A 26,062-nucleotide genomic window follows, 5' to 3' on the forward strand; every position below is an offset into this window, starting at 1 on the left:
ACTTCGCTTATCGACGCAACGGCGAACGCTTGAGCGTATCGCTGGGCAACTCCTGGAACAGTGCCCGGTAGCTGCTGGAGAACCGTCCCAGGTGCCAGAACGACCAGTGCATCGCCACCTCGGCCACGGTGGTGTGGGTCGGGCGGCTGCTCAATAGTTCGCGCCGGGCGCTGTTGAGCCGGCGCAGGCGCAGCCAATGACCCGGGGCCATGCCGGTGTAGGTCTTGAACGCGTGCTGCAACTGGCGCAACGACACCCCGGCCACTTCGGCCAGTTCCAGCAGGTTGACGCTTTCTTCCTGGGTGTCCGCCGCCCACTCCCCGACCCGCTTCATGATCACCCGCTCCCCCTCCCTGCGCTGCAAGGCCGCCGGGTCGAGGCAGACGCACGCGTTGTCGAGGATGAACAGGCAGTCCTCGAGCAGTTGCTGGGTCAAGGCTTCGCGGCTCGGTGGGTCGATGGCCTGGGACAGGCGCGTCAGGGTGCCGCTGAGCCAGCGGCTGAACAGCGCGTTCTGCTGGGAGTTGAGCGCTGACATGAACAGCCCCTCCAGGCGCGCCACACTCACGCCATGGCGCTTGAGGAACTCGGGACCGAACACCACCGCCACTTCCTGGTAGTTCTCCGGGGTGATCCAGATGTTGCGACTTTCCCCGTTGAGCACATACAGCGCGTTGTCGCTGCGATCGAAACAAAACGTCAGCGAGCCTTCCGGCGCACTGAAGTTCTGCTCGACCCGGGTGTTCATGCATTCCTCGTAGATCTCCACCCCCTGCAAGTCCAGATAACGCACCAAGCCCGCAAAATGCCCGGGTGACATCTGCTGATAGTGCTGCACCCAGCCGGGTGTGGCGCGTATCTGGTCAGCGACATCGGCACTGTTGAAGGCCTGCACATGCAAGGGGTTTAGCACTGTCATGGGGACGTCCGAACGCACTCTTTTGGTGCATTTAAAGGCTGCTGAAAGTGGATAGATGTAACAAAACGCGTGCCTCAAGATAGACGTCAACGCGCTACAGGGGAAGCCTTCCCGTTCGGGTAGCTGAAACCTGGCGCGGATAAAACCAATAATGAGGTCTTTATGAACGCCCCTTTCGATCAGCTGTCCACCTGGCTGAAAGATCACAAGATTACCGAAGTCGAATGCGTAGTCAGCGACCTGACCGGCATTGCACGCGGCAAGATAGCGCCTACCAACAAGTTCCTGCATGAGCGAGGCATGCGCCTGCCGGAAAGTGTGCTGTTGCAAACGGTAACCGGGGACTTTGTCGACGACGACATCTACTACGACCTGCTGGACCCGGCCGATATCGACATGGTCTGCAAGCCCGTCAGCGACGCAGTGTACGTGGTGCCATGGGCCATCGAGCCCACCGCCATCGTGATCCACGATACGTTCGACAAGTTCGGCAACCCGATTGAGCTGTCGCCACGCAACGTACTGAAGAAAGTCTTGCAGCTGTACACCGACAAGGGCTGGAAGCCGATCGTGGCCCCGGAAATGGAGTTCTACCTGACCCAACGCTGCGAAGACCCGGACCTGCCACTCAAGGCTCCGCTGGGTCGCTCCGGCCGCGCGGAAAGTGGTCGCCAGTCGTTCTCCATCGACGCGGCCAACGAATTCGACCCGCTGTTCGAAGATGTCTATGACTGGTGCGAACTGCAAGGCCTGGACCTCGACACCCTGATCCACGAAGACGGCCCGGCGCAGATGGAGATCAACTTCCGTCACGGCGACGCCCTCGACCTGGCCGACCAGATCACCGTGTTCAAGCGCACCCTGCGCGAAGCGGCGCTCAAGCACAACGTCACCGCCACTTTCATGGCCAAGCCGATTGGCGACGAGCCCGGCAGCGCCATGCACCTGCACCAGAGCGTGGTGGACATCGAGACCGGCAAGCCAATCTTCGCCAATGAAGACGGGCAGATGAGCGAGCTGTTCCTGCACCACATCGGCGGCCTGCAAAAGTACATCCCCAAGTTGCTGCCGATGTTCGCACCCAACGTCAACTCGTTCCGCCGCTTCCTGCCGGACACCTCGGCCCCGGTCAACGTCGAGTGGGGTATCGAAAACCGCACCGTGGGCCTGCGCGTACCGACCTCCAGCCCCGACGCGATGCGCGTGGAAAACCGCCTGCCGGGCGCCGACGCCAACCCGTACCTGGCGATCGCCGCAAGCTTGCTGTGTGGCTACCTGGGCATGATCGAAGGCTGCAACCCAAGCGCACCGGTCGAAGGCCGCGCCTACGAGCGCCGCAACCTGCGCCTGCCGATCACCATTGAAGACGCCCTGGCCCACATGGAAGACTGCGCGACCATCGAGGAGTACCTGGGCACCAAGTTCGTGCGAGGCTACGTCGCGGTCAAACGCGCCGAGCACGAGAACTTCAAGCGGGTGATCAGCTCGTGGGAACGTGAGTTCCTGTTGCTGAGCGTCTGACAGACAACACACAAAACCTGTGGGAGTGAGCCTGCTCGCGAAAGCCGTGGGTCAGTCAATATCAATGTTGCCTGACCCACCCACTTCGCGAGCAGGCTCGCTCCCACACTGAAGTGCACTTAAAACAATCATCTAAAAAAGGTGTCGACATGCGTCTCTTGAAATCCGTAGTTCCTGTAGCTCTTGGCCTGTTGTGCGGCGCGATGGCGCAGGCCGCCCAGCCCACAGTCAGTGTCTACAACTGGACCGACTACATCGGCGAGACCACTCTCGTCGATTTCCAGGCCAAGACCGGGATCAAGGTCATCTACGACGTGTTCGACTCCAACGAAACCCTGGAAGGCAAGCTCCTCGCCGGCCGTACCGGCTATGACGTGGTCGTGCCGTCCAACCACTTCCTGTCCCGCCAGGTACAGGCCGGGGCGTTCCTCAAGCTGGACCGCGAGCAACTGCCCAACTGGAAGAACCTCGATCCCAAGCTGCTGACCCTGCTGGAGAAGAACGACGTCGGTAATGCGCACTCGGTGCCTTACCTGTGGGGCACCAATGGCATCGGCTATAACGTCGACAAAATCAAAGCGGCACTGGGCGTCGACCACATTGACTCCTGGGCGGTGCTGTTCGAACCGGAGAACCTGAAGAAACTCACCCAGTGCGGCGTGTCGATGATGGACTCGCCCGACGAAGTGTTCCCGGCGATGCTCAACTACATGGGCCTGGACCCACGCAGCGAAAAGAAAGAAGACATCAAAAAAGCCGAAGCCAAGCTGCTGGCGATTCGTCCGTACATCACCTACTTCCACTCCTCCAAGTACGTTTCGGACCTGGCCAACGGTGACATCTGCATCGCCTTCGGTTACTCCGGCGACGTGTTCCAGGCCGCCAACCGCGCCAAGGAAGCCAACAACGGCGTGAACATTGCCTACGCGATTCCCAAGGAAGGCGCCAACCTGTGGTTTGACCTGCTGGCCATCCCCGCCGACTCCAGCAACCCCAAGCAAGCCCACGAATTCATTAACTACCTGCTCGACCCGCAAGTGATCGCCAAGGTCAGCGCCGCGGTCGGCTACGCCAACCCGAACCCGGCCGCCAAAGCCTTCATGGACCCAGAACTGGTGAACAACCCTGAGGTCTACCCGTCCCAGGAAGTGCTCGACAAGCTCTACATCTCCAGCACCCAGGCACCGGAAACCATGCGCCTGATGACCCGCTCCTGGAGCAAAGTGAAGTCCAACAAATGAATCAAGCCCTACACCTGAACCCTGATACCGAGCATGCCCGCTCCTACTACGCCGCCACGGCCAACGGCATGCTGCAGCGCCCTGCCCTGGGCGCTGACCTGGACGCCGATGTCTGTGTGATCGGCGGCGGGTTCACCGGCGTCAACACTGCCATCGAACTCGCGCAGCGCGGGCTCTCGGTGATCCTGTTGGAAGGCCGCAAGATCGGCTGGGGCGCCAGCGGGCGCAACGGCGGGCAACTGATTCGCGGCATCGGCCATGACGTGTCGGGTTTTACCCGCTACGTCGGCGAGGAAGGCGTGCGTTACCTGGAGCGCGCCGGCATCGAGTCGGTGCAGGTGGTCAGCGAGCGCATCAACCAGCACGGCATCGATTGCGACCTGCGCTGGGGCTTCTGCGAACTGGCCAACACCCCGGCACAGTTCGCTGCGTTCAAGGACGAGCAACTCACCCTCGCGGACCAGGGCTATGCCCATGAAACCCGGTTGATCGCACCCCAGGACATTGGCCAGGTGGTCAATTCCAAGGTGTATGCCGGTGGCCTGGTGGACATGGGCTCGGGGCACCTGCACCCACTGAACCTGGTGCTCGGCGAAGCCCGGGTGGCCGAGGCGCTGGGGGTGAAGATCTTCGAGCACACCGAGGCCCTGGAGATCATTCACGGGCGCAGCGTGACCGTGCGCTGTGCCGGCGGCTCGGTACGCGCCGGTAGCCTGGTGCTGGCCTGCAACGCGCACCTGGAAGAGTTGGAGCCCAAGCTCAGTGGCAAGGTGCTGCCCGCCGGCAGCTACATCATCGCCACCGAGCCGTTGTCCGAACAGGCCGCCGCCGAGTTGATCCCGCAGAACCTGGCGCTGTGCGATCAGAAAGTCGGCCTGGATTACTACCGGCTCTCGGCGGATCGTCGCCTGCTGTTCGGCGGTGCGTGTCACTACTCCGGCCGCGACCCCAAGGACATCGCGGCCTACATGCGCCCGGCCATGCTCAAGGTGTTCCCGCAACTGGCCAACGTGCGCATCGACTACCAATGGGGTGGACGCATCGGCATCTCCGCCAATCGCTTCCCTCAGGTCGGGCGGTTGGCGGCGCATCCGAACGTGTTCTACGCCCAGGGGTATTCCGGGCATGGCGTCAACACCACCCATTGGTGCGCCCGCCTGCTGGGCGAAGCGATCCACGCCGGACACAGCCAGGGCCTGGACGTGTTCAGCGCGGTGCCACACCTGACCTTCCCCGGCGGCCGTGCCTTCCGCACACCGCTGCTGGCGCTGGGGATGTTGTGGTATCGGGTCAAAGAGATGGTGGGTTAAGGCGTCATCACACTGCCCCTATGGCCGCGTCGCGCAGACACGGCCATAGAGGCGTTGTGCGGGTCAGAACCTGCCGGTAGCCACCGGCTCCGGAGTGAAGGCCATCGTCACTTTATTGTTGGGGTCCGGCTGCCACTTGACATCGCTCGGATTGCTCTCGCTGCGAACGATGCACTTCCACTCCACGACCACGCCGGGATTGACGTCTATAAAGCGTACCTGGCCGGTCCATGTCGGGTAGGCCGACGGGGTGAGTCGAACCGCCTTGGCCGGATCCCAATCCCCCAGCTCCGCGCGAGCACCCACCACATAGACGCTGTAGCCCTGTGTCGTGACGCCGTTTTCGCAGCGAAAGCTCACGTTCAGTAGATAGGTCAACTGCACGTCTTGAGCCTGGCTGGGCACAGACAGCATGGCCAGCAAGAGCGCGCCCAGTGACAGGAAGTAACGAACCCTGGTCATGATGAACTCCTCATGTTGCGTTCAAGCAACCGATTGATCTCAAGCCCAGGCTAGTCCCCGTCCCAGTGAAAGTAACCTGTAAGAACTAACAGGTGATTAGAGTCATTGGCGATAGTCCCGCCCACTGCTTATTCGCCAACCCACAGGGGTTTTTTGGGCCGTACACGCGGTTGGTGTGCACCCGCGGACCTTGTGGGAGCGAGCCTGCTCGCGAAAAGGGTGTGTCAGGCACAGCCAGCATCTGCGTTGACTGACCCACCGCTTTCGCGAGCGGGCTCGCTCCCACGGGGATCCGTGTCGAGCGCCGGATTTGCATTCGCTGAGGACCCGCGTGGGAGCGAGCCCGCTCGCGAAGGCGCTGTATCAGTCGGCATCTCAGTCAACTGACAGGCTGCATTCGCCGGCAAGCCGGTCTCGCTCCCACCTTGGTCGACGCCGGACACAAAGCTTGCACCCAGCTCAGATCCTTGTGGGAGCGGGCTTGCTCGCGAAGGCGGTGCTAGCGGTAGAACACTTCGTCGCTGTACGGATACCACCAGTCCTGGATCTGCGGTTTGTGGTCGATGATGACCATCTTCGAGCGGCGGAAGGCTTCCAGGCCCTGGCGCCCCAGTTCGCGGCCCAGGCCCGACATTTTCCAGCCACCGAACGGCAGTGCGTCGTTGTCGATCAGTGGATTGTTGACCCAGACCATGCCGGCTTCCAGGCGATCGGCCGCTTCCATCGCTTCTTCAAGGTCAGTGGAAAACAACGAGGCACCGAGGCCGAACGGCGAGTCGTTGGCCAGGCGGATGGCCTCGTCGAAGTCGCTGACCCGGCAGATCGCAGCCACGGGGCCAAAGCACTCTTCCTGCAGGATCGCCATGTCGGCCGTCACCCCGGTGAGGATGGTCGGTTCATAGAACCAGCCCACGGTCTGTTCCGGGGGAATCCGCCCGCCGCACACCAGCGTTGCGCCCTTGGCCACGGCGTCATCCACCAGGCGCATGACTTTGTCCCGCGCGGCCTTGCTGACCATCGGGCCGATTTCCGAGCGCTCCAGGCCATGGCCGATGCGCAAGGCCCTGGTGCGTTCGGCGAAGCGCGCGACAAAGGCGTCATGGATCTCATCGACGACAAAAAAACGCTCGGCCGAGGTGCAGATCTGCCCGCTCAAGTGGAACGCCGCGGTCACTGCACCGGCGGCCGCGACTTCCAGCGGCGCGTGCTTGGAGATGATCAACGGGTCACTGCCGCCCGCCTCGATCACCGCCGGTTTCATCCGCTGCGCACAGGCCACGGCCACCGCCTGGCCCGCGGCCACGCTGCCGGTAAAGGCCACGGCATGGGTGCCTGGGGACTGAATCAGCAACTGCGCGGTGCTGCCATCCCCCGGCACGCAGGACACCAACCCCGGCAGCAAGGCCGTGAAGTGTTCCATGAATTTGAGGGTGCACAGGGTGGTGGCTTCTGCCGGCTTGATGATGCAGGCGTTGCCGGCCGCCAGGGAGGCGGCCACGGTCCAGCACATCAGCAGGATCGGGAAGTTGAACGGCATGATGTGCACGCTGACCCCGTAGGGTTCGTAGCGCACGTGCTGGAACGAGCCGATCTGCGTGGTGCCGGCGACCTTGCCGGCGTCGTCCCGGGCCATCTCGGCGTAGTAGCGGAAGATCGGCGCGCAGTTGGCCAGCTCACCCATGGCTTCGGGAAACGGCTTGCCCATCTCCAGGGTCATCAGGCGTGCGACTTCGCGGTTGCACTCCAGCGATTGCTCAAGGGTGTTGGCCAACTGGTGCAAGCGCGCGGCGCGGCTTTTGGCATCGACCTGGCGCCACTGCTTTTGCGCGGCGTTGGCCGCATCGATGGCGGCCTGGACATCGGCTTCGTCGCACAGGGCGACCCGGCCCACCGGCTGCAAGGTGGCCGGGTCGAAGACTTCGCGCAGGCGCTGGGTCAGCGGCGTGAGGAATTCGGGGTTGATGAAGCGCAAGGCGCTGTCGGTTTGAAAGGTGCTCATCGGAGGTTCCTTATAAAGAGACGTCAGGCGAATCGGACCAGGGCCGCCGGGGGGATCCCGTCGCGCCAGCCGGCGACGTGCCGATCGAGAAAGTCGCGCAGTGGCTCGAGGGCCGGGCCCTCCAGCGCACAGATGAACAAGTCGAGCACCCGTGGCAGATGGGCCAGGTAGCCCTGCTTGCCGTCACGCAGGGCCAGGCGCACGAAAATGCCCAGCACCTTGGCGTGGCGTTGGGCGGCCAGCACCTGGTAGTCGGCCATGAAGCGCGGCGCATCCAGCCCCCCACGCTGCGCGGTGTAATGCGCCAGCAACGCCACGCGCAGGGTGGGCGGCACATCGCGGCGGGCGTCTTCGAGCAGCGACATCAGGTCGTAGGCCGCCGCGCCGACCAGGGCGTCCTGGAAGTCCAGCAGGCCACAGGCGCTGACCCCGTCGCGATCGTCCAGGCGCATCAGGTTGTCGACGTGGTAGTCGCGCAGCACCAGGGTTTCCCGGCGCTGCGCGACGTCCGCGCAGGCCTCGGCGAACACCTGCATGAACGGCTCGCGCAAGACGCGGGCCTGTTCCTCGCCGATCAGCAACGGCACGTACCAGTCGATGAACAGCGCGTACTCGTCGCCCAGGCGTGCCGCGTCGTAGGGGCTGAATGCCGGCGTGTCGATGGGCGCGGCGTTATGCAACAGCGCCAGGGCATCGACAGCCAGCCGATACAGCGCCCACTCCTCGACGCCCGCCGCCAGCAGGCGGGTGTAGGTGCCGTGGCCGAAGTCTTCGATCAGGGCCAGGCCCGCGTCTTCGTCGACCGCCCGCAGCGCCGGCGCCGACAGTCCGAGCGATTGCAGGTAGCCCGCCACCTGCACGTAGGGCCCGATGGGTTCGCTGGCCGGCGGCGAGTCCATCAACAGCAGCCCGGCGCCCGCCAGGCGAAAGTAGCGCCGGCTGGACGCGTCGGCCGGCAACGCCTCCAACAGCGCGTCGGGATACCCGGCACGGGCCAGGAACTCGGCCCGCACTCGCGTACGGTCAAGGTCCTGGGTCATCAGTTGCGCACGTGCGTTGCTCATGTCGTTCACCGAATCATGTAGACCTTTTTCACCGTCTCATGGACGGTGCACACGCCCTTCCAGTCCTTGCGGAAGAAGGCAATGGTGCCGGGCTTGATCTCGATCACTTCACCCGATTCGTGGACGTAAGTGCAGCGGCCTTCCATGAAGTGGCAGAACTCGTCGCTGGTGACGTGGCAGAACCACTTGCCCGGGGTGCAGATCCACATGCCGCATTCCGATTGGCCTTCGGGGCCTTTGTGCAGCACCACGCCCGAGATGCGCGACTCGCCTTCCAGCATGGTGGGGATCACGCCCCAGTCTTTGACGTCGGTGATCTTGAGGGGGTCGTAGAGGTAGGGGGTGGTCATGATTTTCTCTTCTATAAAGGTAGGTACGTATTTTTTGTGGGAGCGAGCCTGCTCGCGAAAGGGGCAGCACATTCAATATCAATGTGTCTGTCCCATCGCTTTCGCGAGCAGGCTCGCTCCCACGGGTTCGGGGTTAGCCCTTCAATCTTCCGCCAGCATGTACACGTTGCGCAGGGTCTCCTGCACGTGGCATTCGCCGGTCCAGCCGGCGGGGAACATCACCAGGGTATTGGCCCGGACGTCGATCACTTCGCCGTTGTCGTGGCGGTAGGTGGCACGCCCGGCGAGGAAATGGCACAGCTCGTCACGGGGAATCGACAAGCGCCAGCGCCCTGGGGTGCAAACCCACAGTCCGGTCTCCGGGCGGTTGTCCGGGCCTTTGTACAGCAACCGTCCGCTGGAGCGAGACACGCCTTCCACCGCGTCACTCTGCACGCCCCAGTCCACCAGGTCGGTGCGGGTGCTGACGTCTTCGAGGTAGGGGGTAAACCCCGCCGTGGTATTCACATCAGGCATCGCACAGCACCTTATCCAGAATTTTTGCCGCGTCTTCCGGGCCCTTGCGTGATTGCATCTGGGCGCTGGTGCATTGCAGGCGTTGGCGCATCGCCGAATCGTTGAAGCACGCGGCGAGCTTTTCGGCCAGTTGCGCGTCGTCCCAGTCGTAACGGTCGAGCTTGAAGCCGTGACCGCTTTCTTCGGCGCGCATCGCATTGTCGTGGCCGTCCCAGACATAGGACATGACAATCGCTGGCTTACCGAAGAACAGGCACTCGGTGAAGCTGTTGTTGCCGCCGTGGTGGATCACCGCATCGACCTGGGCGATCACCGAGGGCTGGGGGAACCAGTTGGAGATCTGCACGTTGGGCGGCAGGTCGAGGTATTCGTCCAGGTGTTCACCGACATTGACCAGGGCGCGGTACGGCAACTTGCCGATGGCGCTGATCAGGCGCTTGAGCAACTCGACGTCACCCGAACCGAGGCTGCCGAAGCTGGCGTACAGCAGCGGCTTGTCGTTGTGGGCGGCAAAGGTCGGGATCTCATAGGCGGTGTCGGCGCGCACACAGCCCTGCAGGTAGTGGAACCGCTCCGGCGGCAGCGGGTGACGGCGCTCGAACTTGACCGCATCGGGGTAGAGCAACAGGTTCATGTGGGGCGAGGCTTCAAAGAACATCCCCAGCGGGTACGGTTGCTCACCGTGGGCCGCGAGGAACTGGTTGAAGTCGTCGTGGATCGGCCCCACCACCTCTTCGAAACGCTGGCGGAATTGCGCGTGGCCAGCCTTGTCGTCAATGCTCATGCCCGACAGGTGCGGCGGGATGTCCGGGTCTTCGATCTCGTTCTCCGAGCAGGAGATGATCCGCACCCACGGCTTGCCGTATTGCTTGATCGCCGGGAACAGAATCACGTTGTCGACGCAGATCAAGTCCGGCTTGACCTTGTCCAGCACTGCCGGCAGGTCTTTCTGCGCCCACTTGGCCGTCTCGACAATCGCGCTCCAGCACTCCTTGACGTAGTTGTCGATCTGCTCCAGCGGGGTCTTGCGAAAGTTGGGGATGTGGCCGTTGATGAAATCCACCCAGTAGCGGGCCATCTCTTCGGCGGGCATCGGTGCCGACATGTTCACCATGTGCTCTTCAAAGCCGTAGCCGGCGTACACGCCACTCATGCCGGGGTCGGTGAGGAACACCGCCTTGTGCCCAAGGGCTTCGCACGCCTGGGCGATACCCACCGAGTTCAGCGCGGGCCCGTAGGCCGCTTCGGGGAAGAAGGCGATTACTTTCTGTTTCATCGAGCAATACTCCTGCGCGGGTCTTTTTATTATTTAGTGGGTCAGTACGCGGGCATGCCGGGCTTGCCAGCCGAGGCGCACCGTCATGCCGCTGGAGAAATGAGCGAACTCGAACTGCGAGGACGGCACGCGGACAATCAATGGCTTGTCGCTGAGCACGGTCTTGACGTGCAGGTTGGTGTCCAGGCCGTGGTAGGCGGCTTCGACCACCTGGCCCTCGACCTGGTTGTCGCACTCACCGCCCTGCTCGCCCAGCACCTGCAAACGCTCGGGACGCACCACCACGGCGACCGCTTCGCCACGCGGTGCGCCTGGCAGGGTCTGGACCTTCAGCCCATGGCCGTTGACCGTCACCTGCTGCTCGCCGGCACGCACGCCTTCGAGCAGGTTGCTGACGCCGATGAAGTTGGCCACGAAGCGGCTGTTGGGGTTCTCGTACAGCTCGGTCGGGCTGCCGCACTGGCAGACCTTGCCGCCGTCGAGCACGGCCATGCGGTCGGACATCACCAGGGCTTCTTCCTGGTCGTGGGTGACGATGATGAAGGTGATGCCGCTTTCGTGTTGCAGGCGCTTGAGTTCCAGTTGCATCTTTTCGCGCAGCTTCTTGTCCAGCGCGCCCAGCGGCTCATCGAGCAGCAACACCCGCGGGCGCTTGACCAGGGCACGGGCCAGGGCCACGCGCTGGCGTTGCCCACCCGACAGTTGATCGGGCTTGCGCTCGGCCAGTTCGCTGAGTTGCGCGGTGGCCAGCACCTCGTTGACCCGCTGGCGGATCTCGGTCTCGGGCAGGCGCTCCATCTCCAGGCCGTAGGCGATGTTCTTGCGCACGGTCATGTTGGGGAACAGCGCGTAGGACTGAAACATCAGGTTCAGCGGGCGCTTGTTGGCCGGCAGTGGCGAGATGTCCTGGCCGTCCAGGTAGATGCAGCCGGAACTGGGCGTCTCGAAGCCGGCGAGCATGCGCAGCAAGGTGGTCTTGCCGCAGCCCGAAGGGCCGAGCAGCGCGAAGAATTCGTTCTCGCGGATGTTCAACGACACCTCATCGACCGCCAGACCGTTGCCATAAGACTTGCTGACCTTGTCCAGGATCAGTACCGCCGATGCGTTATTCATGGGTGCGAGGAGCCTTGTTCAGACGCTGGGAAGCCAGCAGCGCGGTGATGCTGACCAGCATCACCAACGTCGCCAGGGCATTGATTTCGGGGGTCACGCCGAAGCGGATCATGGCGTAGATCTGCATCGGCAACGTGGTCGAGGCAGAGCCTGAGCCGGAGTTGAAGAAGGCGATGATGAATTCGTCCACCGACAGGGTGAACGCCAGCAAGCCACCGGCCAGCACACCGGGGAAGATCGCCGGCAACAGCACCCGGCGAAAGGTGGTGAACCAGCCGGCGCCCAGGTCAATCGAGGCTTCGAGGATCGAGTAGTCAAAATGCTTGAGCCGGGTGCGCACCACCGCGCAGACGAAGGCGATGTTGAACACCGCATGGCTGATGATGATCGAGTGCAGGCCCAGGCCGGCCTTGAGCAGGTTGAAGAAACTCAACAAGGCGATGGCCAGCACGATGTCCGGGATGATCATGGGCGCCATCAGCAAGGTGTCGACCACCTGGCCCTGGTCGTTGCCCTTGCGCCGCAACTCGACGCCCAGGGCGAGCAAGGTGCCGAGCACGCAGGCAATGAAGGTCGCCGACAGCGCGACGATCAAGGTGTTGAGCGCCGCCGACAGAATCGCCGTGTTGTGGGCCAGCGACACGTACCACTTGAACGACACGCCGCCCCACGCCGTCGGTAGCCCGGACTTGTTGAACGACAGCAGGATCAGCACCAGGATCGGCACATACAGGAAGGCGTAGACCAGGCCCAAATGACCATTGAGCAAGCCGGCACCCAGCGAACGTGGCTGGCTCATGGGCGGCCTCCTTCGGCGCGACGGGCAATCAGTGCCTGGATGAACAGCAGCACCAGCATGATCGCGATCAGGAAGAAACTCAGCGCCGCACCGAACGGCCAGTCCCGCGCCGTGAGGAACTGCGAATAGATCAGGTTGCCGACCATCTGCACCTGTTTGCCGCCCAGCAGGTCGGCGGTGATGAAGTTGCCGATGCTCAACACGAACACAAACACCGCACCGGCAGCGATCCCCGGCACGCTCAGCGGCAGGATGATCCGGCGGAAGGTCATCCAGCCCGAGGCCCCGAGGTCCTTGGAGGCGTCCCACAGTTCATTGTTGATCCGCGACAGCGAAGAGAAGATCGCCAGGATCACAAAGGGGATGTAGTTGTAGACCAGGCCCAGGATCACCGACGCCTCGGTGTACAGCAGGTTGATCGGTTCGCCGCTGTAGCCGAACATTTGCAGCAGGCGATTGATCAGGCCTTCGCGGTTGAGCAGGACGATCCAGGCGTAGGTGCGGATCAGGTAGTTGCTCCAGAATGGCAGCATCACCAGGAACAGGAACACCGCTTGCCGGCGGCGTGGCGCACGGGCAATCGCATACGCCGCCGGGTAACCGATCAGCACCGCGAACAGGGTCGACAGCCCGGCGATTTTGGCCGACTTGAGCAGGATGCCCAGGTACAGCGGGTCGAACGCACGCTGGTAGTTTTCCCAGCTGAACACCCACTCGATACCGCCATAGGCACCACGCTCGACGAAGCTGTAGACCAGCACCAGCACACACGGCAGTACCAGAAACACCAACAGCCAGCTAAGTCCAGGCGTCAGCAGCCAGGCCGACAGACGCCTGTCAGCATGCAATGCACTCATTGATCGAATCCTCCGACCTTGGGTCGGCTTTCTTGAGAGAGACGAGGCGCGCGAGTGCGTGCCCCGTTGAGACCCGAGGCTTAGTTCTGCGCGGCCATGATTTCGGTCACGGCGCGGGTGTAGGCCTTTTGCGTGGGGCCACCGAGGTCGCGCAACTGTTCCATCTTCAGCAAGTCGGCCGGAGCGATGGTCAGGTTGGGATACTGTTTGAGCAACTCAGGCGACAAACCGGCCATGGCTGCCTGGTTCGGGACTTTGTAGAGGATGTTCTCGGCCACCCAGGCGTGGTTGGCCTTGTCCAGCATGAAGTTGACGAACTTGAACGCCTCGTCCTGATGCTTGGAACCCTTGAGCACCACCATGGTGTCGACCCACAGGTCGGAACCTTCCTTGGGCACCACGAACTTGATCGCCGCGTTGGCCTGGGTGCCGTAGTTGCACCAGCCGTCCCACGCATGGGCCATCAGCGATTCGCCGGAGGCGAGCTTGGAGTAGAAGGTGGTGTCGTCGAACGCCAGGATGCGTTTCTTGGTGGCGATCAGTTGGTCGCGTACCGCGGCGATGTGACTGGTGTCGGCATCGTTGACCGACCAGCCTTTGGCGAGGAAGCCGGCACCGAGCATCCAGCGGTCGGTGGCCAGCATCGTCACCTTGCCCTTGAGGGCATCGCTGGGGTTGAGCAACTCATTCCAACTGCTGGGCGCCGGGTTGACCTTGTCGGACCGGTAGCAGATACCGGTCGTGCCCCAGGTGTACGGCACCGAGAAATGGTTGCCCGGGTCATATTCCAGTTGCGAGGCTTGGGGGTAGAGGTTTTTCAGGTTGGGGACTTTGACCGGATCGATGTCCGCCAAAAGCCCCTGCTTGTGCAGGATCTCGGCGAAGGGCGAGGACACGAAGACCACGTCGTAGCCTTCCCCACCGTTGGCCATGAGCTTGCCCATGATTTCTTCGTTGGTCGCGTGCAAGGCCTTGTCGACCTTGACGCCACTGGCGGCGTTGAACTTGTCCAGCGCATCCGGGGCCATGTAGCCGTCCCAGATCGAGATGACCATGTCCTTGGCGCTGGCAGCCGAAGCGGCGAACCCGATGGAAACGGCCAGACTGGCGCAAACCAGGTGTTTCAGCTTTCTCATAATGCTCACCTAACGATTGTTATTGTTGTGTTCGAAGGCAGTGCGGCAAAAAATAAGAAACGATTTGATATGTTTTTTTTTAGAAATTAGGACCAGCATGGGTGGACTGTCAATGGTTTTCTTGAGCCCGCCTGGCGACCCGCTCGACCCCATGGCATAAGATCAGTGCCTGCCCAAGCAAAGAACCTAAGTGAGAACAATAACTTGAGCCCGACACCTGCGAAAAAGCCGCGCACCAACCATCTGGAACTGGCCCGTCGAATTCTTGAGCACACTCGGGAAATGGGCCTCGCGGCGGGCGAACCGGTCTCCGAACAGGCGCTGGCGCGAACGTTCCTGGTGTCCCGCACGCTGGTGCGCGCCGCGCTCAACGTCCTGCTCGAAGAGCACCTGCTCAGCCATGAGGCCGGCAAGGGTTATCGACTGGCCACCCCGCCTGCCGGGCAAGTACCGGGCAGCGCCCTGCCCCAGGCCGCCGAGGAAGAGCTGGCAACCTCCGTGCTGCGCGACCGCATGGCCGGGCGCCTGGGCGACAGCATCAGCATCAGCGAACTGATGCGCCGCTACGACATCAGCCGCCCGGCCGCGCAGAAGGCGTTGACGCAACTCAGCGAAAGCCAGGCCATCGAGCGTGGCCCTGGCCAGTCCTGGCTGTTCCGTCCGTCGCTGAACAGCTTGGCGGCCCTGGATGAAAGCCTCAAGTTTCGCCTGGTGCTGGAGCCCGAAGCCCTGCTCTGTCCGAACTTCAACGCCGACCCGCACCGCCTGACGTTGCTGCGCACTGCCACCGAAGCACTGCTCGGCCAACGGGAGGAGGACTTCGACGTCGGGCAGTTTCGCGAGCTGGACATCAGCTTCCATGAACTGATCGGGCAAAGCTGCGGCAACCGTTTCATCAGCACCGCCCTGCTCCAGCATCAAAGCCTGCGCCGCCTGCCGAACCTGCTGCCGAGCGTCAGCGTGCACCGCCTGCAAGAAGCACTGCGCGAGCACCTGCACATCATCGCGCAGATCGAACGCGGGCAAATGGAGATCGCCGCCGACCTGCTGCGCCTGCACCTGCGCCTGTCAGCCGCCACACGCCCGCAAACCGCCAACCGGGGCATCCCGCAACGCCAGCCCTACGGCCGGGTTTGACCCCGGTAAAAATTGTGGTGCTTTTTTTTAGGAAATAAGACAGCATCGAAAACACCTTCAAGAAAGGCGGGGTCCACCCGCTACAGGCGGTCCCTAGCCATGCACAAAGAGAAACTGATCGCCCTGTTCCCCGAAGCCAGCTTTGGCGCGGCCTTGAACTGTATTGGGATTGCTCAGGCGTTGCGTGAGCTGGGTGCAAAACCGGTGTTCATCTGCCATGGACACTTCCAGGGGATTTTCGCCGAGTACGGCTTTGCCGAGTACCCGATCCCCCTGGTCAACCCGCTGTCGGCAGCCGAACAGCAGCATTACTGGGAGCGCTTCATCGAGCGCAACATTCCCTACTTCGACCAGACCCCGCTGGAACAGATCGACAGCTACGTCGCGCCGGCATGGGAAGCCATCATCGACACCGCCATCGAGGCGGAAAAGCCCTTGCAGCAGTTGCTGGCACGGCTCAAGCCGGACGTCATCGTGCTCGACAACGTGGTGCTGTTCCCGGCCATCGTCAATGCCGGGTGCCCATGGGTGCGGATGGTGTCCTGTGCCGAGACCGAACTGCCCGACCCTGCGGTGCCGCCCTACCTGTCCGGCTGCCGCAGCACCGACACGGCGGCGCGCCAGGCCTTTGTCGAGCACTACCAGGGCGCCGTGGCCCATGCCCATGAACGTTTCTCGCGGTTCCTCGCCAGCCATCACACCGCGCCCTGCCCGCCGGGCCAGTTCCTGGTGGATTCGCCCTGGCTCAACCTGTTGCTGTCGCCGACCCCGGTGCGCTATGAGCGCGAGCAACCGCTGGACCCACAACGCTACGTCTACCTCGACGGTTGTGTGCGCCGCGAAGCGCCGTACCGGGTCCCCGATTTCCCCCGGCACAACGATGCGCCGCTGATCTACGTCAGCTTCGGCAGCCTCGGCGCGGCCGACACCGAGATGATCAAGCGCCTGATCAGCACCCTGGACACCTTGCCCTATCGGTTCCTGGTCAACGTCGGTGCCTACCGCGAGACCTACACCACGGTGCCCGACAACGTCTATCTGGACAGTTGGTTCCCGCAGCCTGCGGTGCTCAAGCAATGCCAGTTGTTCATCCATCACGGCGGCAACAACAGCTTTTGCGAAGCCCTGTTCTTCGGCTTGCCCTCGGTGATCATCCCTTACTGCTGGGACGGCCACGACAACGCCATGCGCGGTGAAGAAACCGGCGTCGGACGCTACCTGCCGCGCTTCGCCGAGCCCCTGGCCGCCCTGCCCGACGCCCTTGCCCAGTTACTGGCTGACGGCGCCATGCACCAACGCCTGGCCGCGATCAGCGCGGCAATGCAAGCCACCCGTGGCACCGAGATCGCCGCACGGGCGATTCTGGACTTGCCCACCCCCTAGTCAGTGACCCCAGAGCACGGAACGCGCCATGACGTCATCAGCCCTCGAAAGCCTCAAGCACACAATCCCCAGGCCGTTTTGGCTGGACACCGATCCCCCCGGCCCCAGCCGCGAGCGACAGATCGGTGAGATCAGCGCAGACCTGGTGATTGTCGGCGGCGGATTCGTCGGGCTCTGGACGGCCTTGCTCGCCCGCCAGCGTACGCCCGATGCGCGGATCGTCCTGCTGGAAGCGCGCACCTGCGGCACCTCGGCCAGCGGTCGCAGTGGCGGGTTTTGCGCGCCAAGCATTTCCCATGGCGTGTCCAACGCCATGAAGCGCTGGCCCAAGGAAGCCGAGCAACTGATCCAACTCGGACGCGCCAACCTCAACGACCTGCAACTGGACCTCCAGCGCCTAAGCCTGGAGGTGGAATTCGAGCGCAGCGGCAAGCTCAACGTGGCCAGCACCCCGTGGCAGATCGAAGGCCTACGGGCGCTGGAGCACAAGTACCAGCGCATGGGCATCGACTGCACCTTCCTGGAAGGGGCTGCGCTCAAGCACTACCTTGACTCGCCGCTGTACAGCGCCGGGCTGTTCGAACCCAACTACGCACTGTTGAACCCGGCCAAAATGGTCCGCGAGTTACGTCGCGCCTGTCTCGAACAGGGTATCGAGCTGTACGAGCACTCGCCGGTTGAAAGCCTGCAAGCCCAGAGCGATCACCTGTTGCTGCACACCGGCTACGGCAGTGTGCGGGCGGCCAAGGTCGCGTTGGCCACCAACGTCTTTCCCTCGTTGCTGCCGCAGCTGCGCTCAACCGTGATCCCGATCTACGACTATGCGCTGACGACCGAGCCCCTGACACCTGAGCAACTGCGCGCCATCGGCTGGGAAAAGCGCTACGGCATTGCCGACTCCGGCAACCAGTTCCATTACCTGCGCAAGACCGCCGACAACCGCATCCTGTGGGGCGGGTTCGATGCGATCTATCCCTTTGCCAGCAAGCTCGACGAGGGCCTGACCCAGCGCCCGGAAACCTTCGTGCGCCTGGCCGAGCAGTTCCAGCAGACCTTCCCGCAACTGGACAATGTGGCGTTCAGTCACGCCTGGGGCGGCATCATCGACTCCTCCGCACGCACCACGATGTTCACCGGCAGCACCCACGATCACCGGGTGGCGTACGCCATGGGCTTCACCGGCCAGGGCATCAGCGCCAGCCGTTTTGCCGCCGCCACTATGCTCGACCTGCTGGCAGGCCAGGACACCCACCGCACCCGCCTGAAGATGCTCAGTCGCGCCCCGGTGCGGTTTCCACCGGAGCCGTTGCGCTTTATCGGCGTCAGCCTGGCGCAGCGCGGCCTGGCCCACGAAGACCAGACGGGCCAGCGCGGTGTATTTCTCAAAGCCCTCGATGCCTTTGGCGTCGGTTTCGATTCCTGAGCGGCCCACCCGCCGCCAGAACCAGGAGTGCCCCATGACGCTTAAAAAACCCGCCTTTGTCACTGACTTCGCCACCCAACCGACCAAGGCCCTGATCCACGAAATCAGCGACCCGCAGATCGTCGACGCTCCGTACCAGAGCATCACTTGGCGCCACTTCAGCAACGAGGACAAACACCTCACCGCCGGCATCTGGGAAGCCGGTCCGCACAAGGAGCGGTGCAGCTGCGACTACGACGAACTGTGCCACCTGCTCGAAGGTCGGGTGCGCCTGACCGACAGCGAAGGCAACAGCAGCACCTTCGAAGCCGGCAGCACCTTCGTGGTGGCTGCCGGCTTCAAGGGCACCTGGGAAAACCTCACCGAGGTGCGCAAGGTCTACGCGATCTTGCGCTAGCGGCCAGCGTCAGGCGCGCCCCTCGACCGCCCACCAGCGCGGCAGCAACTGCTGGACCTTGTGCTCGCCAAAGCGGTCGTCGATCAACATCACCACGCCCGAATCGTGCTGGGTGCGAATCACCCGGCCTGCGGCCTGCACCACCTTTTGCACGCCGGGGAACAAGTAGGTGTAGTCATAGCCATCACCAAAGAGGGCAGCCATGCGCTGCTTCAACTGTTCATTGACGGGGTTCAGTTGCGCCAGGCCCAGGGTGGCGATGAAGGCCCCAATCAGGCGTGAGCCGGGCAAGTCGATGCCTTCGCCAAACGCCCCGCCCAGGACCGCAAAGCCGATGCCCTGGCTGGTCGCGGTGAACTGGTCGAGAAACGCCTGGCGCCGGGTTTCGTCCATGCCACGGGACTGCGACCACAGGTTGATCTGCGGGTGGCGCTCGGCCAACAGCTGCGCCACGTGCTGCAAGTAATCGAAGCTGCTGAAAAACGCCAGGTAGTTGCCGGGACGCTCGCTGAACTGGCGGGCCATCAACTCGACAATCGGTGCCAGCGAGGCCTGGCGGTGCACGAAGCGGGTGGAGATCTGGCTGACGATCCGCACCGCCAGTTGCTCGGCACGAAACGGCGACTCGACGTCGATCCACACGGTGTTCGTGGGTAAGCCAAGCAAGTCGGCGTAGTAGCGCCGCGGGCTCAAGGTGGCGGAGAACATCACCACGCTACGGGCCGCCGTCAGCCGCGGCCCGATAAACCCGGCCGGCACCGCGTTGCGCAGGCACAGTTGCGACAGGCTGCGCTTGGCACCCAGCTCGCGCTTGCTGATGTCGAACAGGAACTGCTCGTCGAACAACTCGACCACCCGGCTGAACTGCAAGGCGTCGAAGTAGAAGCGCTGCAACTCGCCATCCAGCCCTTGGGGGTGGTCGTTGAGGTAGTCGCCGATGGCCGCGGTGCACGTCGACAATGCGTGCGCCAGGCCCTCCGGGACCTTGAGGTACGCCTGGTACGGTGAGGCTTGTTCCTTATGCAGTGCGTTCCAATGCCGGTTGAGCCGCTGCAAGGGGTTCTTCAGCACCTCAGGCGCGCTTTTGCGTACGGTGTTCAAGCTGGACTGGTCAAGGCTGGCGCTGTACATCTGGCGCCCGCGCTCCACCAGGTTGTGGGCTTCGTCCACCAACACCGTGACCTTCCACTGGTTGGCCTGGGCCAGGCCGAACAACAGCGCGCTGAAGTCGAAGTAGTAGTTGTAGTCGGCGACCACCACATCGGCCCAACGGGCCATTTCCTGGCTCAGGTAATACGGGCACACCTGATAGGCCAGGGCGATAGCGCGCAGGGCCGCCTGATCGAGCAGCGTCACCCGGCTGGCCGCCTCGCGCGCGGCCGGCAAGCGGTCGTAGAAACCCTTGGCCAATGGGCAGGACTCGCCATGGCAGGCCTTATCCAGGTACTCGCAGGTTTTGTCGCGAGCCACCATCTCCAGCACCCGCAGCGGTAACCCGGCGTGGCTATCGACGATCACCCGGGCGGCGTCCAGCGCCAACTTGCGTCCTGGGGTCTTGGCTGTGAGAAACAGCACCTTGTCCACCTGCTGCGGCGCCAGCGCCTTGAGCATCGGGAACAAGGTGCCCACGGTCTTGCCGATCCCCGTCGGGGCCTGGGCCATCAGGCAGCGCCCGGTGCTGGCGGCCTTGAACACCGACTCGGCGAGGTGGCGCTGCCCGGTGCGAAAGTCCGGATACGGGAAGCGCAGCCCCTGCGCCGCTTGATTGCGGGCGCTGCGATGGGCCATCTCCTGTTCGGCCCACTGCAGGAACAGCGCGCACTGCTCGCGGAAAAACCCCTCCAGCGCCGACGCATCCCAGGTCTCGACCAGGGTGGTTTCCTGTGCGCTGACGATGTCGAAGTACACCAGCGCCAGGTTGATCCGGGCCAGCCCGAGCTTCTGGCACATCAGCGCCCCGTAGAGCTTCGCCTGGGCCCAGTGCAGTTGCCGGTGATTGGCCGGTTGGTGGGCCAGATCGCCACGGTAGGTCTTGATTTCTTCGAGGCAGTTGCGATCCGGATCGTAGCCGTCCGCCCGTCCCCTGACGCTCAACTGCTGGTACTCGCCCTCCAGGGCCACCTCGTTCTGATAGGCCGGGTTGCGCCGCGAGGCCACGGTACGGTGGCCGGCGATCCCTTCCAGGGCGGTCGGCGACGGGGTGAAACGCAGGTCCAGGTCGCCGGCCTTGGCGGTGAACTCACACAGGGCGCGTACTGCGACGCTGTAACTCACGCGGGGTCTGCCCATTGCACGTAGCACACAGCAACGGGCATCTGGTGTTCGCGACAGAACTCCAGCCAGCGCACCTGGTTGTCCTGCAGGCGGTCACCGGGGCCTTTGACCTCGATCATGCGGTAGGTCTGTTGCTGCGGCCAGAACTGGATCAGGTCCGGCATCCCGGCGCGGTTGGCCTTGATGTCCAGCAGCAGGCGGTTGAACCACAGCTTCAGGTGCGCGGCCGGCAGGCAGGCAAGCGCCTGCTCCAACAGTTCTTCGCTCAGCACCTCCCAGAACACGAACGGCGACTGCACCGCGTACTTGTCGGCAAAGCGCTGGCGCAGGGTGTCGAGGTAGCGTCCGTCGTCGAGTTCTGTCAGGCACGCCTGGAACAGCTCGGCGCGACGGGCATGGAAATCCTCACTGAGCAGGTCCGCTGGCCCACGCTGGAACGGGTGAAAAAACGCCCCCGGCAGCGGCGCAAAGATCGCCGGCCAGCACAGCAAGCCGAACAACGAGTTGATCAGGCCGTTTTCAACGTAATGCACCGGCGCCGCGGGGTCATCCAGATGGGCCTGGACGCAGAACTCCACCGACAGCGCCGGGTCGACGCGTGAAAGCTCCAGGTCCAGGCGCTCGACTTCCCGCGCCTTGAGCCGTGGCGTCGCGGGCCCGCCGAGCTTGCGCCGCAACCTGGGCAGCACCCGCAGCAATTGCTGTTGCTCCGCGGCGCTCTCGGGTTGTTGTTCCGCGTGAAGCGCCAGCTCCAGGGCCAGCGGGTACTCGCCACAGCGCTCCAACACCCGGATCAAGCGCGACCGCGCGCCGGGGTAGGCGCAGAGTCGATAGATGCCCAGTGCAGCCGGCCAATCCGCCAGCCGTTCGCAATGTTGGCCAATCTGGAACAGTAACTTGCTGCGCCGACGCTCAAGCCAGGGGTTTTCGCTGCTCAGGGCCTGGACCTGCTGCACCACCTGCGCCACCGCCTCCCCAGCCTCGAAGCGCTGCTGGCAAGCATGCAGGTAAAGAAAAGCCTCCACGTCATCGCGGCTACGCAACCCCCGGGACTCGGCGCAGAACGCGACCTTCTCGTAGGTAAAGATGCCGAGGTCCGCCAGCACGAACTCCGACCAGTCCTGGTACAGGTTGCCGAAGAACATCAGGCGCAGGCGGTCGCACAGTTCCATGACCGTCAGGCTCAACAAACGGTCATCCAGCGTCGGGCACCACTGTTCGAAGGCCCGGGGCTCGGCGAAGCGCTCGCTCAGGGACGCGAGCCAATCGCCCTTCTTGGCCTTGGGCTGCTCGATGGCCGCACCAAACACCTGGGCAATCTCCGGCTTGAGCAGCACCTCGAACAGCTCTGCCAGCGACAACGGCGCGTGTGTCGCCACCCAGCCCAGGGCCAGCAACGGCGCGACGGCATCGCCGGTGCTACCGATCTCGCCGTACGCCAGCTTGCCCTGGCGAAAATGCACGCCCCGGCGCATGACCATCCGCACCAGCAGCGCTTGCGAGGCCCGGGGCAACGAGCGGAAATCGGCGATAAAGGCGTGCTCGCGGGCACTGAGCACATCGCTATAGCGCTGCTCCAGCCAGGCGAGCACCTGCTGAAAGTTGTTCAGGTAGTAAAAGGGATCTTCGAGTGGGTTGACTGTCACGAAAGGCGCCATGCGGGAACAGGTACTGGTTATGCATACAGATACCAGCCGCGCCCATCACTGGCAAACGGAAAAGGATCAATGGACGCTAAACATTTCCCGGGCACTGGATGAACCGCCCATCGCGGCGATGCTTTGCTGAACCCACAACCGCAGTCCAGAGCCGGCGGGCGGCAAGTCCTGGTTGCCGGTGGCGAAGGCCAGGAAAATGTCACTGCTGGAAACCTCAGTGCCGCCCCCGCGCGCCCATTACCCGGTTGGGGGATGCGCTCAGAGCACCTTGGTCCAGAACAGCATGCGGCCATGGGCCGGGTCGAACATGCCCGCGGCGAAGCCGAACTTGGTGTACGCGGCTTGAGCCACCGGGTTGCCTTCCAGCACCTCGAGGGTGATCTTGCAGCAGCCACGCTGGCGGGCGATTTCCTCGACTTTGTGCAGCATCTTCTGGCTCAGCCCCAGGCCGCGAAAGCGGCTGACCACCGAGACATCATGCACGTTGATCAGCGGCCGGCAGGCGAACGTCGAAAACCCCTCGAAGCAGTTCACCAGCCCGGCCGGCTCTCCATTGACGAAGGCCAGCACGCTGAACGCATGGGGCCGCTTGGCCAACTCGCCGGGCACCTGTTGCAGCAGGTCGGGCTCGATGGGCGAGCCACCGCCCATGGGGTCTTGCGCGTAGTCGTCCAGCACCAGGCAAATGGCTTCGGCGTGGGTTGGGTTGCTGTAGCTGGCCTGGAGAACCAGGATATCCGGGACGTCCATTTCTATCCTCGATCAATCGTCTGTGGGTAGGCGCGGGGTACAAAGCGCTGCAACTGCATTTCCTTCAAGCGGCTCAAGGTACGACGGAAGGCGAATTCCAGGTAGCCCTGGGTGTAGAGCTGATCCATCGGCACCTCGGCCTCCAAGTACAACGGCACCTTGCGGTCATAGCATTCGTCCACCAGCGCGATAAAGCGCCTGACGCTGTCATCATGCACCGACAGTTGGGGCAACTCGCGGTCGCCGGCTTCGACCCGCGCGGCGCCATCCTCGGTGCCCCGGGCAATGCGGCCAGGGCGTTGCTGGGCGCTGAGGCAGGGCACATCGCTGATGACAATAGCGCGGTAGCGATCACACAGCAGCATGAAATCCATCGCCGCGAACGGCTGCTCACACAAGTCGGCATAGCGACACCAGAGCACCGTCTCGCTGGCCTGGACCACCATCAACGTGCGATGGCCGATCTGCACCGGCGCGCTCGACACTGCCTGGCCCTCGGTCAACTGCTGGAACACCGTGCTGATGACGCTCGGCGCCTCGGCGTTGCGCAACCAATAGCGTTGCTGCACAGCTCCCGGGTGCAGGCGATGGTCTTCATCGCCGTCCACCGCGACCACTTGCATATGGGTCTGTATCGCAGCAATGGCCGGGGTGAAGCGGTCACGGTTGAAGCCGTCGGCGTACAGCTGTTGCGGTGGTTGATTGGAGGTGCAGACCAGCACCACCCCTTCATCGAACATCACCTGGAACAAACGCCCGAGGATCAACGCATCGCCGATGTCATTGACGAACAACTCGTCAAAACACAGGACCCGCACCTCGGCGCTCAACTCACGGGCCAAGGCGCGCAGCGGGTCGCAGGTCCCGGTGAGTTGAAAGGAACGCTGATGCACCCAGCCCATGAAATGGTGAAAGTGCTGGCGCCGCGCAGGGACGCGCAGGGTTTGATAGAACTGATCCATCAACCAAGTCTTGCCCCGCCCAACGGGTCCCCACAGGTACACCCCGGTGATCGGACTGTGGCCCTGGTGCAAGGCATCGAAGCATTGCTGCAACGCCAACACCGCACGCTCTTGCGCGGCGTCCGGGACAAAACCCTGGTCGGTGAGTGCATGCTGGTAAGCGCTGAGGGGCGAATCGAAGGTCATGGCGGCCTTGGGTCAACACACAAAGACCCGGAGTATTGCATGTTCTGGTGGGCGGTCGCGAAGGCGCAAAGCCCGGCGCTAGCGATGTTGAATGGGCTGGCCGGTTCGCGGGCAAGCCTTAATGCCAGTCAGTTAAGCGAAACCCGCGTGGGAGCGAACCTGCTCGCGATAGCAGTAGGTCAGTCAACGGAGATGTTGGCTGTGTTGCCGTCTTCGCGAGCAGGCTCGCTCCCACAGGTTTGGCGCCTTAACTGACTGGCATTAGGGCAAGCCTCGCTCCTACGGGCTCAACCCAGATTCCTGCTCGCGATGGCGGTGACGAGCGGCATGGCTAAGACAGTTGCTCCCACGGGCGTTGTACTCAATCCACCTTATGCCGTGCCGCATACAGGCACAGCATCTCCATGGCCAGCGTTGCCGCTGCCAGGGAGGTGATCTCGGCGTGATCGTAGGCCGGGGCGACCTCCACCACGTCCATGCCCACCAGGTTGATCCCGCGCAAACCACTCAGGATCTCCAGCGCCTGGGCGGTGCTCAGGCCACCGCACACCGGCGTGCCGGTGCCGGGGGCGAAGGCCGGGTCCAGGCAGTCGATGTCGAAGGTCAGGTACACCGGGTGGTCGCCGACCCGGGCGCGAATCGCCTCGATGATCTGCGCGCAGCCGCGCCGGTGCACCTGGCGCGCATCCAGCACCTCGAAGCCCTGGTGATCGTCATTGGTGGTGCGCAAGCCGATCTGCACCGAACGCGAGGGGTCGACCAGCCCTTCCCTGGCCGCGTGCCAGAACATCGTGCCGTGGTCGATGCGCGCGCCCTCTTCGTCCGGCCAGGTGTCGCTGTGGGCGTCGAAGTGGATCAGCGACAACGGACCATGCTGGCGGGCGTGAGCCTTGAGCAGCGGGTAGCTGATGAAATGATCACCGCCCAGGGTCAGCATCGCGCAACCGGCGCTGAGGATTTTCTCGGCGTGGGCCTCAATCTCGTCGGGGACCGACTGCGGGAAACCGGGGTCAAAGGCGCAATCGCCGTAGTCAATCACCGCCAGGTGATCGAACGGATCGAAGGTCCACGGCCAGTGGCGTTCCCAGGCGATCGCGCACGACGCCTCACGAATCCCACGCGGCCCAAAACGGGCGCCGGGGCGGTTGCTGGTGGCGGTGTCGAACGGCACGCCGCTGACCACCACGTCAACACCACGCAGGTCGCGGCTGTAACGACGACGCATGAAACTGGTGATACCGGCGTAGGTGCTTTCGGCGTTGGTGCCATACAGGCTGTCACGGGTAATGGCCTGGTCGTTCGTTGGTGCGTTGTCCATCAGGCACTCCT

The 26,062-nt window shown here is 63.4% G+C and carries 23 protein-coding genes and 1 pseudogene; 7 read left to right on the plus strand and 17 right to left on the minus strand.

All coding sequences use genetic code 11. The annotated features are described in order from the left end of the window. Window positions 1-7 precede the first annotated feature (7 nt). The gene (locus tag BMW74_RS03150) at window positions 8-919 is read right to left on the minus strand and encodes a helix-turn-helix domain-containing protein (RefSeq protein WP_093413544.1); all 912 of its coding nucleotides are present in this window, start codon (window positions 917-919) and stop codon (window positions 8-10) included. 162 nt (window positions 920-1,081) lie between these two features. On the opposite strand from BMW74_RS03150, the gene BMW74_RS03155 reads away from it, so the two are divergent. The 3 genes from BMW74_RS03155 (at window position 1,082) to BMW74_RS03165 (ending at window position 4,991) form a co-directional block, all read left to right on the plus strand. Further along, window positions 1,082-2,440, plus strand: a complete 1,359-nt coding sequence (locus tag BMW74_RS03155) for a glutamine synthetase family protein (protein WP_093413546.1) — start codon at window positions 1,082-1,084, stop codon at window positions 2,438-2,440. Window positions 2,441-2,589: 149 nt separating this feature from the next. Continuing rightward, complete coding sequence (locus tag BMW74_RS03160; RefSeq protein WP_093413549.1) at window positions 2,590-3,681, plus strand: polyamine ABC transporter substrate-binding protein; 1,092 nt, start codon at window positions 2,590-2,592, stop codon at window positions 3,679-3,681. After that, window positions 3,678-4,991, plus strand: coding sequence for an NAD(P)/FAD-dependent oxidoreductase (locus tag BMW74_RS03165; RefSeq protein WP_093413552.1), 1,314 nt, complete (start codon window positions 3,678-3,680; stop codon window positions 4,989-4,991). Before BMW74_RS03160 ends, BMW74_RS03165 begins: the two co-directional genes overlap by 4 nt. Before the next feature lie 63 nt (window positions 4,992-5,054). On the opposite strand, the gene BMW74_RS03170 is transcribed toward BMW74_RS03165, so the two are convergent. From BMW74_RS03170 to BMW74_RS03215, 10 genes are all read right to left on the minus strand, one after another. Continuing rightward, window positions 5,055-5,453, minus strand: coding sequence for a carbohydrate-binding module family 20 domain-containing protein (locus BMW74_RS03170; protein ID WP_093413555.1), 399 nt, complete (start codon window positions 5,451-5,453; stop codon window positions 5,055-5,057). A 499-nt stretch (window positions 5,454-5,952) separates the two neighbouring features. After that, the gene (locus BMW74_RS03175) at window positions 5,953-7,452 is read right to left on the minus strand and encodes an aldehyde dehydrogenase family protein (RefSeq protein ID WP_093413559.1); all 1,500 of its coding nucleotides are present in this window, start codon (window positions 7,450-7,452) and stop codon (window positions 5,953-5,955) included. A gap of 23 nt (window positions 7,453-7,475) precedes the next feature. Continuing rightward, the gene (locus tag BMW74_RS03180; protein WP_093414797.1) at window positions 7,476-8,516 is read right to left on the minus strand and encodes an aminoglycoside phosphotransferase family protein; all 1,041 of its coding nucleotides are present in this window, start codon (window positions 8,514-8,516) and stop codon (window positions 7,476-7,478) included. Window positions 8,517-8,521: 5 nt separating this feature from the next. Next, window positions 8,522-8,866 (minus strand): cupin domain-containing protein, encoded by a 345-nt coding sequence (locus BMW74_RS03185; protein ID WP_093413562.1) that lies wholly within the window; start codon window positions 8,864-8,866, stop codon window positions 8,522-8,524. Window positions 8,867-9,007: 141 nt separating this feature from the next. Then, window positions 9,008-9,382 (minus strand): cupin domain-containing protein, encoded by a 375-nt coding sequence (locus BMW74_RS03190; protein WP_093413565.1) that lies wholly within the window; start codon window positions 9,380-9,382, stop codon window positions 9,008-9,010. After that, entirely contained in the window at window positions 9,375-10,658 is a 1,284-nt protein-coding gene (locus tag BMW74_RS03195) for a nucleotide disphospho-sugar-binding domain-containing protein (RefSeq protein ID WP_093413569.1), read from the minus strand. Before BMW74_RS03195 ends, BMW74_RS03190 begins: the two co-directional genes overlap by 8 nt. Before the next feature lie 33 nt (window positions 10,659-10,691). After that, window positions 10,692-11,771 (minus strand): ABC transporter ATP-binding protein, encoded by a 1,080-nt coding sequence (locus tag BMW74_RS03200; protein WP_093413572.1) that lies wholly within the window; start codon window positions 11,769-11,771, stop codon window positions 10,692-10,694. Next, window positions 11,764-12,570 carry an ABC transporter permease gene (locus tag BMW74_RS03205; RefSeq protein WP_093413575.1) on the minus strand — a complete coding sequence of 269 codons (807 nt, stop codon included), beginning with the start codon at window positions 12,568-12,570 and terminating at the stop codon, window positions 11,764-11,766. The genes BMW74_RS03200 and BMW74_RS03205 overlap by 8 nt, the downstream gene beginning before the upstream one ends. After that, window positions 12,567-13,427, minus strand: a complete 861-nt coding sequence (locus tag BMW74_RS03210; RefSeq protein WP_093413578.1) for an ABC transporter permease — start codon at window positions 13,425-13,427, stop codon at window positions 12,567-12,569. Before BMW74_RS03210 ends, BMW74_RS03205 begins: the two co-directional genes overlap by 4 nt. Window positions 13,428-13,507: 80 nt before the next feature. Beyond that, entirely contained in the window at window positions 13,508-14,563 is a 1,056-nt protein-coding gene (locus BMW74_RS03215; protein WP_093413581.1) for a polyamine ABC transporter substrate-binding protein, read from the minus strand. Window positions 14,564-14,767: 204 nt separating this feature from the next. Here BMW74_RS03215 and BMW74_RS03220 point away from each other — a divergent pair, with 204 nt between their 5' ends. From BMW74_RS03220 to BMW74_RS03235, 4 genes are all read left to right on the plus strand, one after another. After that, complete coding sequence (locus tag BMW74_RS03220; RefSeq protein ID WP_093413583.1) at window positions 14,768-15,700, plus strand: GntR family transcriptional regulator; 933 nt, start codon at window positions 14,768-14,770, stop codon at window positions 15,698-15,700. A 99-nt stretch (window positions 15,701-15,799) separates the two neighbouring features. Further along, window positions 15,800-17,083 (plus strand): nucleotide disphospho-sugar-binding domain-containing protein, encoded by a 1,284-nt coding sequence (locus tag BMW74_RS03225; RefSeq protein WP_093413585.1) that lies wholly within the window; start codon window positions 15,800-15,802, stop codon window positions 17,081-17,083. A 28-nt stretch (window positions 17,084-17,111) separates the two neighbouring features. Then, entirely contained in the window at window positions 17,112-18,506 is a 1,395-nt protein-coding gene (locus BMW74_RS03230; protein ID WP_093413588.1) for an NAD(P)/FAD-dependent oxidoreductase, read from the plus strand. 34 nt (window positions 18,507-18,540) lie between these two features. Then, a complete protein-coding gene (locus BMW74_RS03235) occupies window positions 18,541-18,903 on the plus strand; it encodes a cupin domain-containing protein (RefSeq protein ID WP_093413591.1) in 363 nt (120 codons plus the stop codon). A gap of 9 nt (window positions 18,904-18,912) precedes the next feature. Here the strand turns inward: BMW74_RS03235 and BMW74_RS03240 are convergent, their stop codons facing one another. The 6 genes and pseudogenes from BMW74_RS03240 to speB all read right to left on the minus strand — a co-directional run bounded on the left by BMW74_RS03240 (window position 18,913) and on the right by speB (window position 26,051). After that, window positions 18,913-21,177: an ATP-dependent DNA helicase gene (locus BMW74_RS03240; RefSeq protein WP_093413594.1), complete on the minus strand. Its 2,265-nt coding sequence runs from the start codon at window positions 21,175-21,177 to the stop codon at window positions 18,913-18,915. Further along, window positions 21,174-22,823: a VRR-NUC domain-containing protein gene (locus tag BMW74_RS03245; RefSeq protein WP_093413598.1), complete on the minus strand. Its 1,650-nt coding sequence runs from the start codon at window positions 22,821-22,823 to the stop codon at window positions 21,174-21,176. Before BMW74_RS03245 ends, BMW74_RS03240 begins: the two co-directional genes overlap by 4 nt. A 165-nt stretch (window positions 22,824-22,988) precedes the next feature. After that, window positions 22,989-23,063, minus strand: a pseudogene (locus BMW74_RS25360) (hypothetical protein); the annotation flags it as partial. Between the two features lie 30 nt (window positions 23,064-23,093). After that, on the minus strand, window positions 23,094-23,585 hold the full coding sequence (locus BMW74_RS03250) for a GNAT family N-acetyltransferase (protein ID WP_093413601.1): 492 nt from the start codon (window positions 23,583-23,585) through the stop codon (window positions 23,094-23,096). 2 nt (window positions 23,586-23,587) lie between these two features. Further along, window positions 23,588-24,733: a cell division protein ZapE gene (zapE, locus tag BMW74_RS03255; protein ID WP_093413604.1), complete on the minus strand. Its 1,146-nt coding sequence runs from the start codon at window positions 24,731-24,733 to the stop codon at window positions 23,588-23,590. A 361-nt stretch (window positions 24,734-25,094) separates the two neighbouring features. Beyond that, entirely contained in the window at window positions 25,095-26,051 is a 957-nt protein-coding gene (gene speB / locus BMW74_RS03265; protein WP_093413609.1) for an agmatinase, read from the minus strand. Window positions 26,052-26,062: the final 11 nt, after the last annotated feature.

Source organism: Pseudomonas sp. ok272 (assembly GCF_900109995.1).
In the GTDB taxonomy this organism is placed as follows: Bacteria; Pseudomonadota; Gammaproteobacteria; order Pseudomonadales; family Pseudomonadaceae; genus Aquipseudomonas.

Coding starts and splice junctions, on each gene's coding strand:
- BMW74_RS03150 (WP_093413544.1), bottom strand. CDS start 919: ATGACAGTGCTAAACCCCTTGCATGTGCAGGCCTTCAACAGTGCCGAT.
- BMW74_RS03155 (WP_093413546.1), top strand. CDS start 1,082: ATGAACGCCCCTTTCGATCAGCTGTCCACCTGGCTGAAAGATCACAAG.
- BMW74_RS03160 (WP_093413549.1), top strand. CDS start 2,590: ATGCGTCTCTTGAAATCCGTAGTTCCTGTAGCTCTTGGCCTGTTGTGC.
- BMW74_RS03165 (WP_093413552.1), top strand. CDS start 3,678: ATGAATCAAGCCCTACACCTGAACCCTGATACCGAGCATGCCCGCTCC.
- BMW74_RS03170 (WP_093413555.1), bottom strand. CDS start 5,453: ATGACCAGGGTTCGTTACTTCCTGTCACTGGGCGCGCTCTTGCTGGCC.
- BMW74_RS03175 (WP_093413559.1), bottom strand. CDS start 7,452: ATGAGCACCTTTCAAACCGACAGCGCCTTGCGCTTCATCAACCCCGAA.
- BMW74_RS03180 (WP_093414797.1), bottom strand. CDS start 8,516: ATGAGCAACGCACGTGCGCAACTGATGACCCAGGACCTTGACCGTACG.
- BMW74_RS03185 (WP_093413562.1), bottom strand. CDS start 8,866: ATGACCACCCCCTACCTCTACGACCCCCTCAAGATCACCGACGTCAAA.
- BMW74_RS03190 (WP_093413565.1), bottom strand. CDS start 9,382: ATGCCTGATGTGAATACCACGGCGGGGTTTACCCCCTACCTCGAAGAC.
- BMW74_RS03195 (WP_093413569.1), bottom strand. CDS start 10,658: ATGAAACAGAAAGTAATCGCCTTCTTCCCCGAAGCGGCCTACGGGCCC.
- BMW74_RS03200 (WP_093413572.1), bottom strand. CDS start 11,771: ATGAATAACGCATCGGCGGTACTGATCCTGGACAAGGTCAGCAAGTCT.
- BMW74_RS03205 (WP_093413575.1), bottom strand. CDS start 12,570: ATGAGCCAGCCACGTTCGCTGGGTGCCGGCTTGCTCAATGGTCATTTG.
- BMW74_RS03210 (WP_093413578.1), bottom strand. CDS start 13,427: ATGAGTGCATTGCATGCTGACAGGCGTCTGTCGGCCTGGCTGCTGACG.
- BMW74_RS03215 (WP_093413581.1), bottom strand. CDS start 14,563: ATGAGAAAGCTGAAACACCTGGTTTGCGCCAGTCTGGCCGTTTCCATC.
- BMW74_RS03225 (WP_093413585.1), top strand. CDS start 15,800: ATGCACAAAGAGAAACTGATCGCCCTGTTCCCCGAAGCCAGCTTTGGC.
- BMW74_RS03230 (WP_093413588.1), top strand. CDS start 17,112: ATGACGTCATCAGCCCTCGAAAGCCTCAAGCACACAATCCCCAGGCCG.
- BMW74_RS03235 (WP_093413591.1), top strand. CDS start 18,541: ATGACGCTTAAAAAACCCGCCTTTGTCACTGACTTCGCCACCCAACCG.
- BMW74_RS03250 (WP_093413601.1), bottom strand. CDS start 23,585: ATGGACGTCCCGGATATCCTGGTTCTCCAGGCCAGCTACAGCAACCCA.
- zapE (WP_093413604.1), bottom strand. CDS start 24,733: ATGACCTTCGATTCGCCCCTCAGCGCTTACCAGCATGCACTCACCGAC.
- speB (WP_093413609.1), bottom strand. CDS start 26,051: ATGGACAACGCACCAACGAACGACCAGGCCATTACCCGTGACAGCCTG.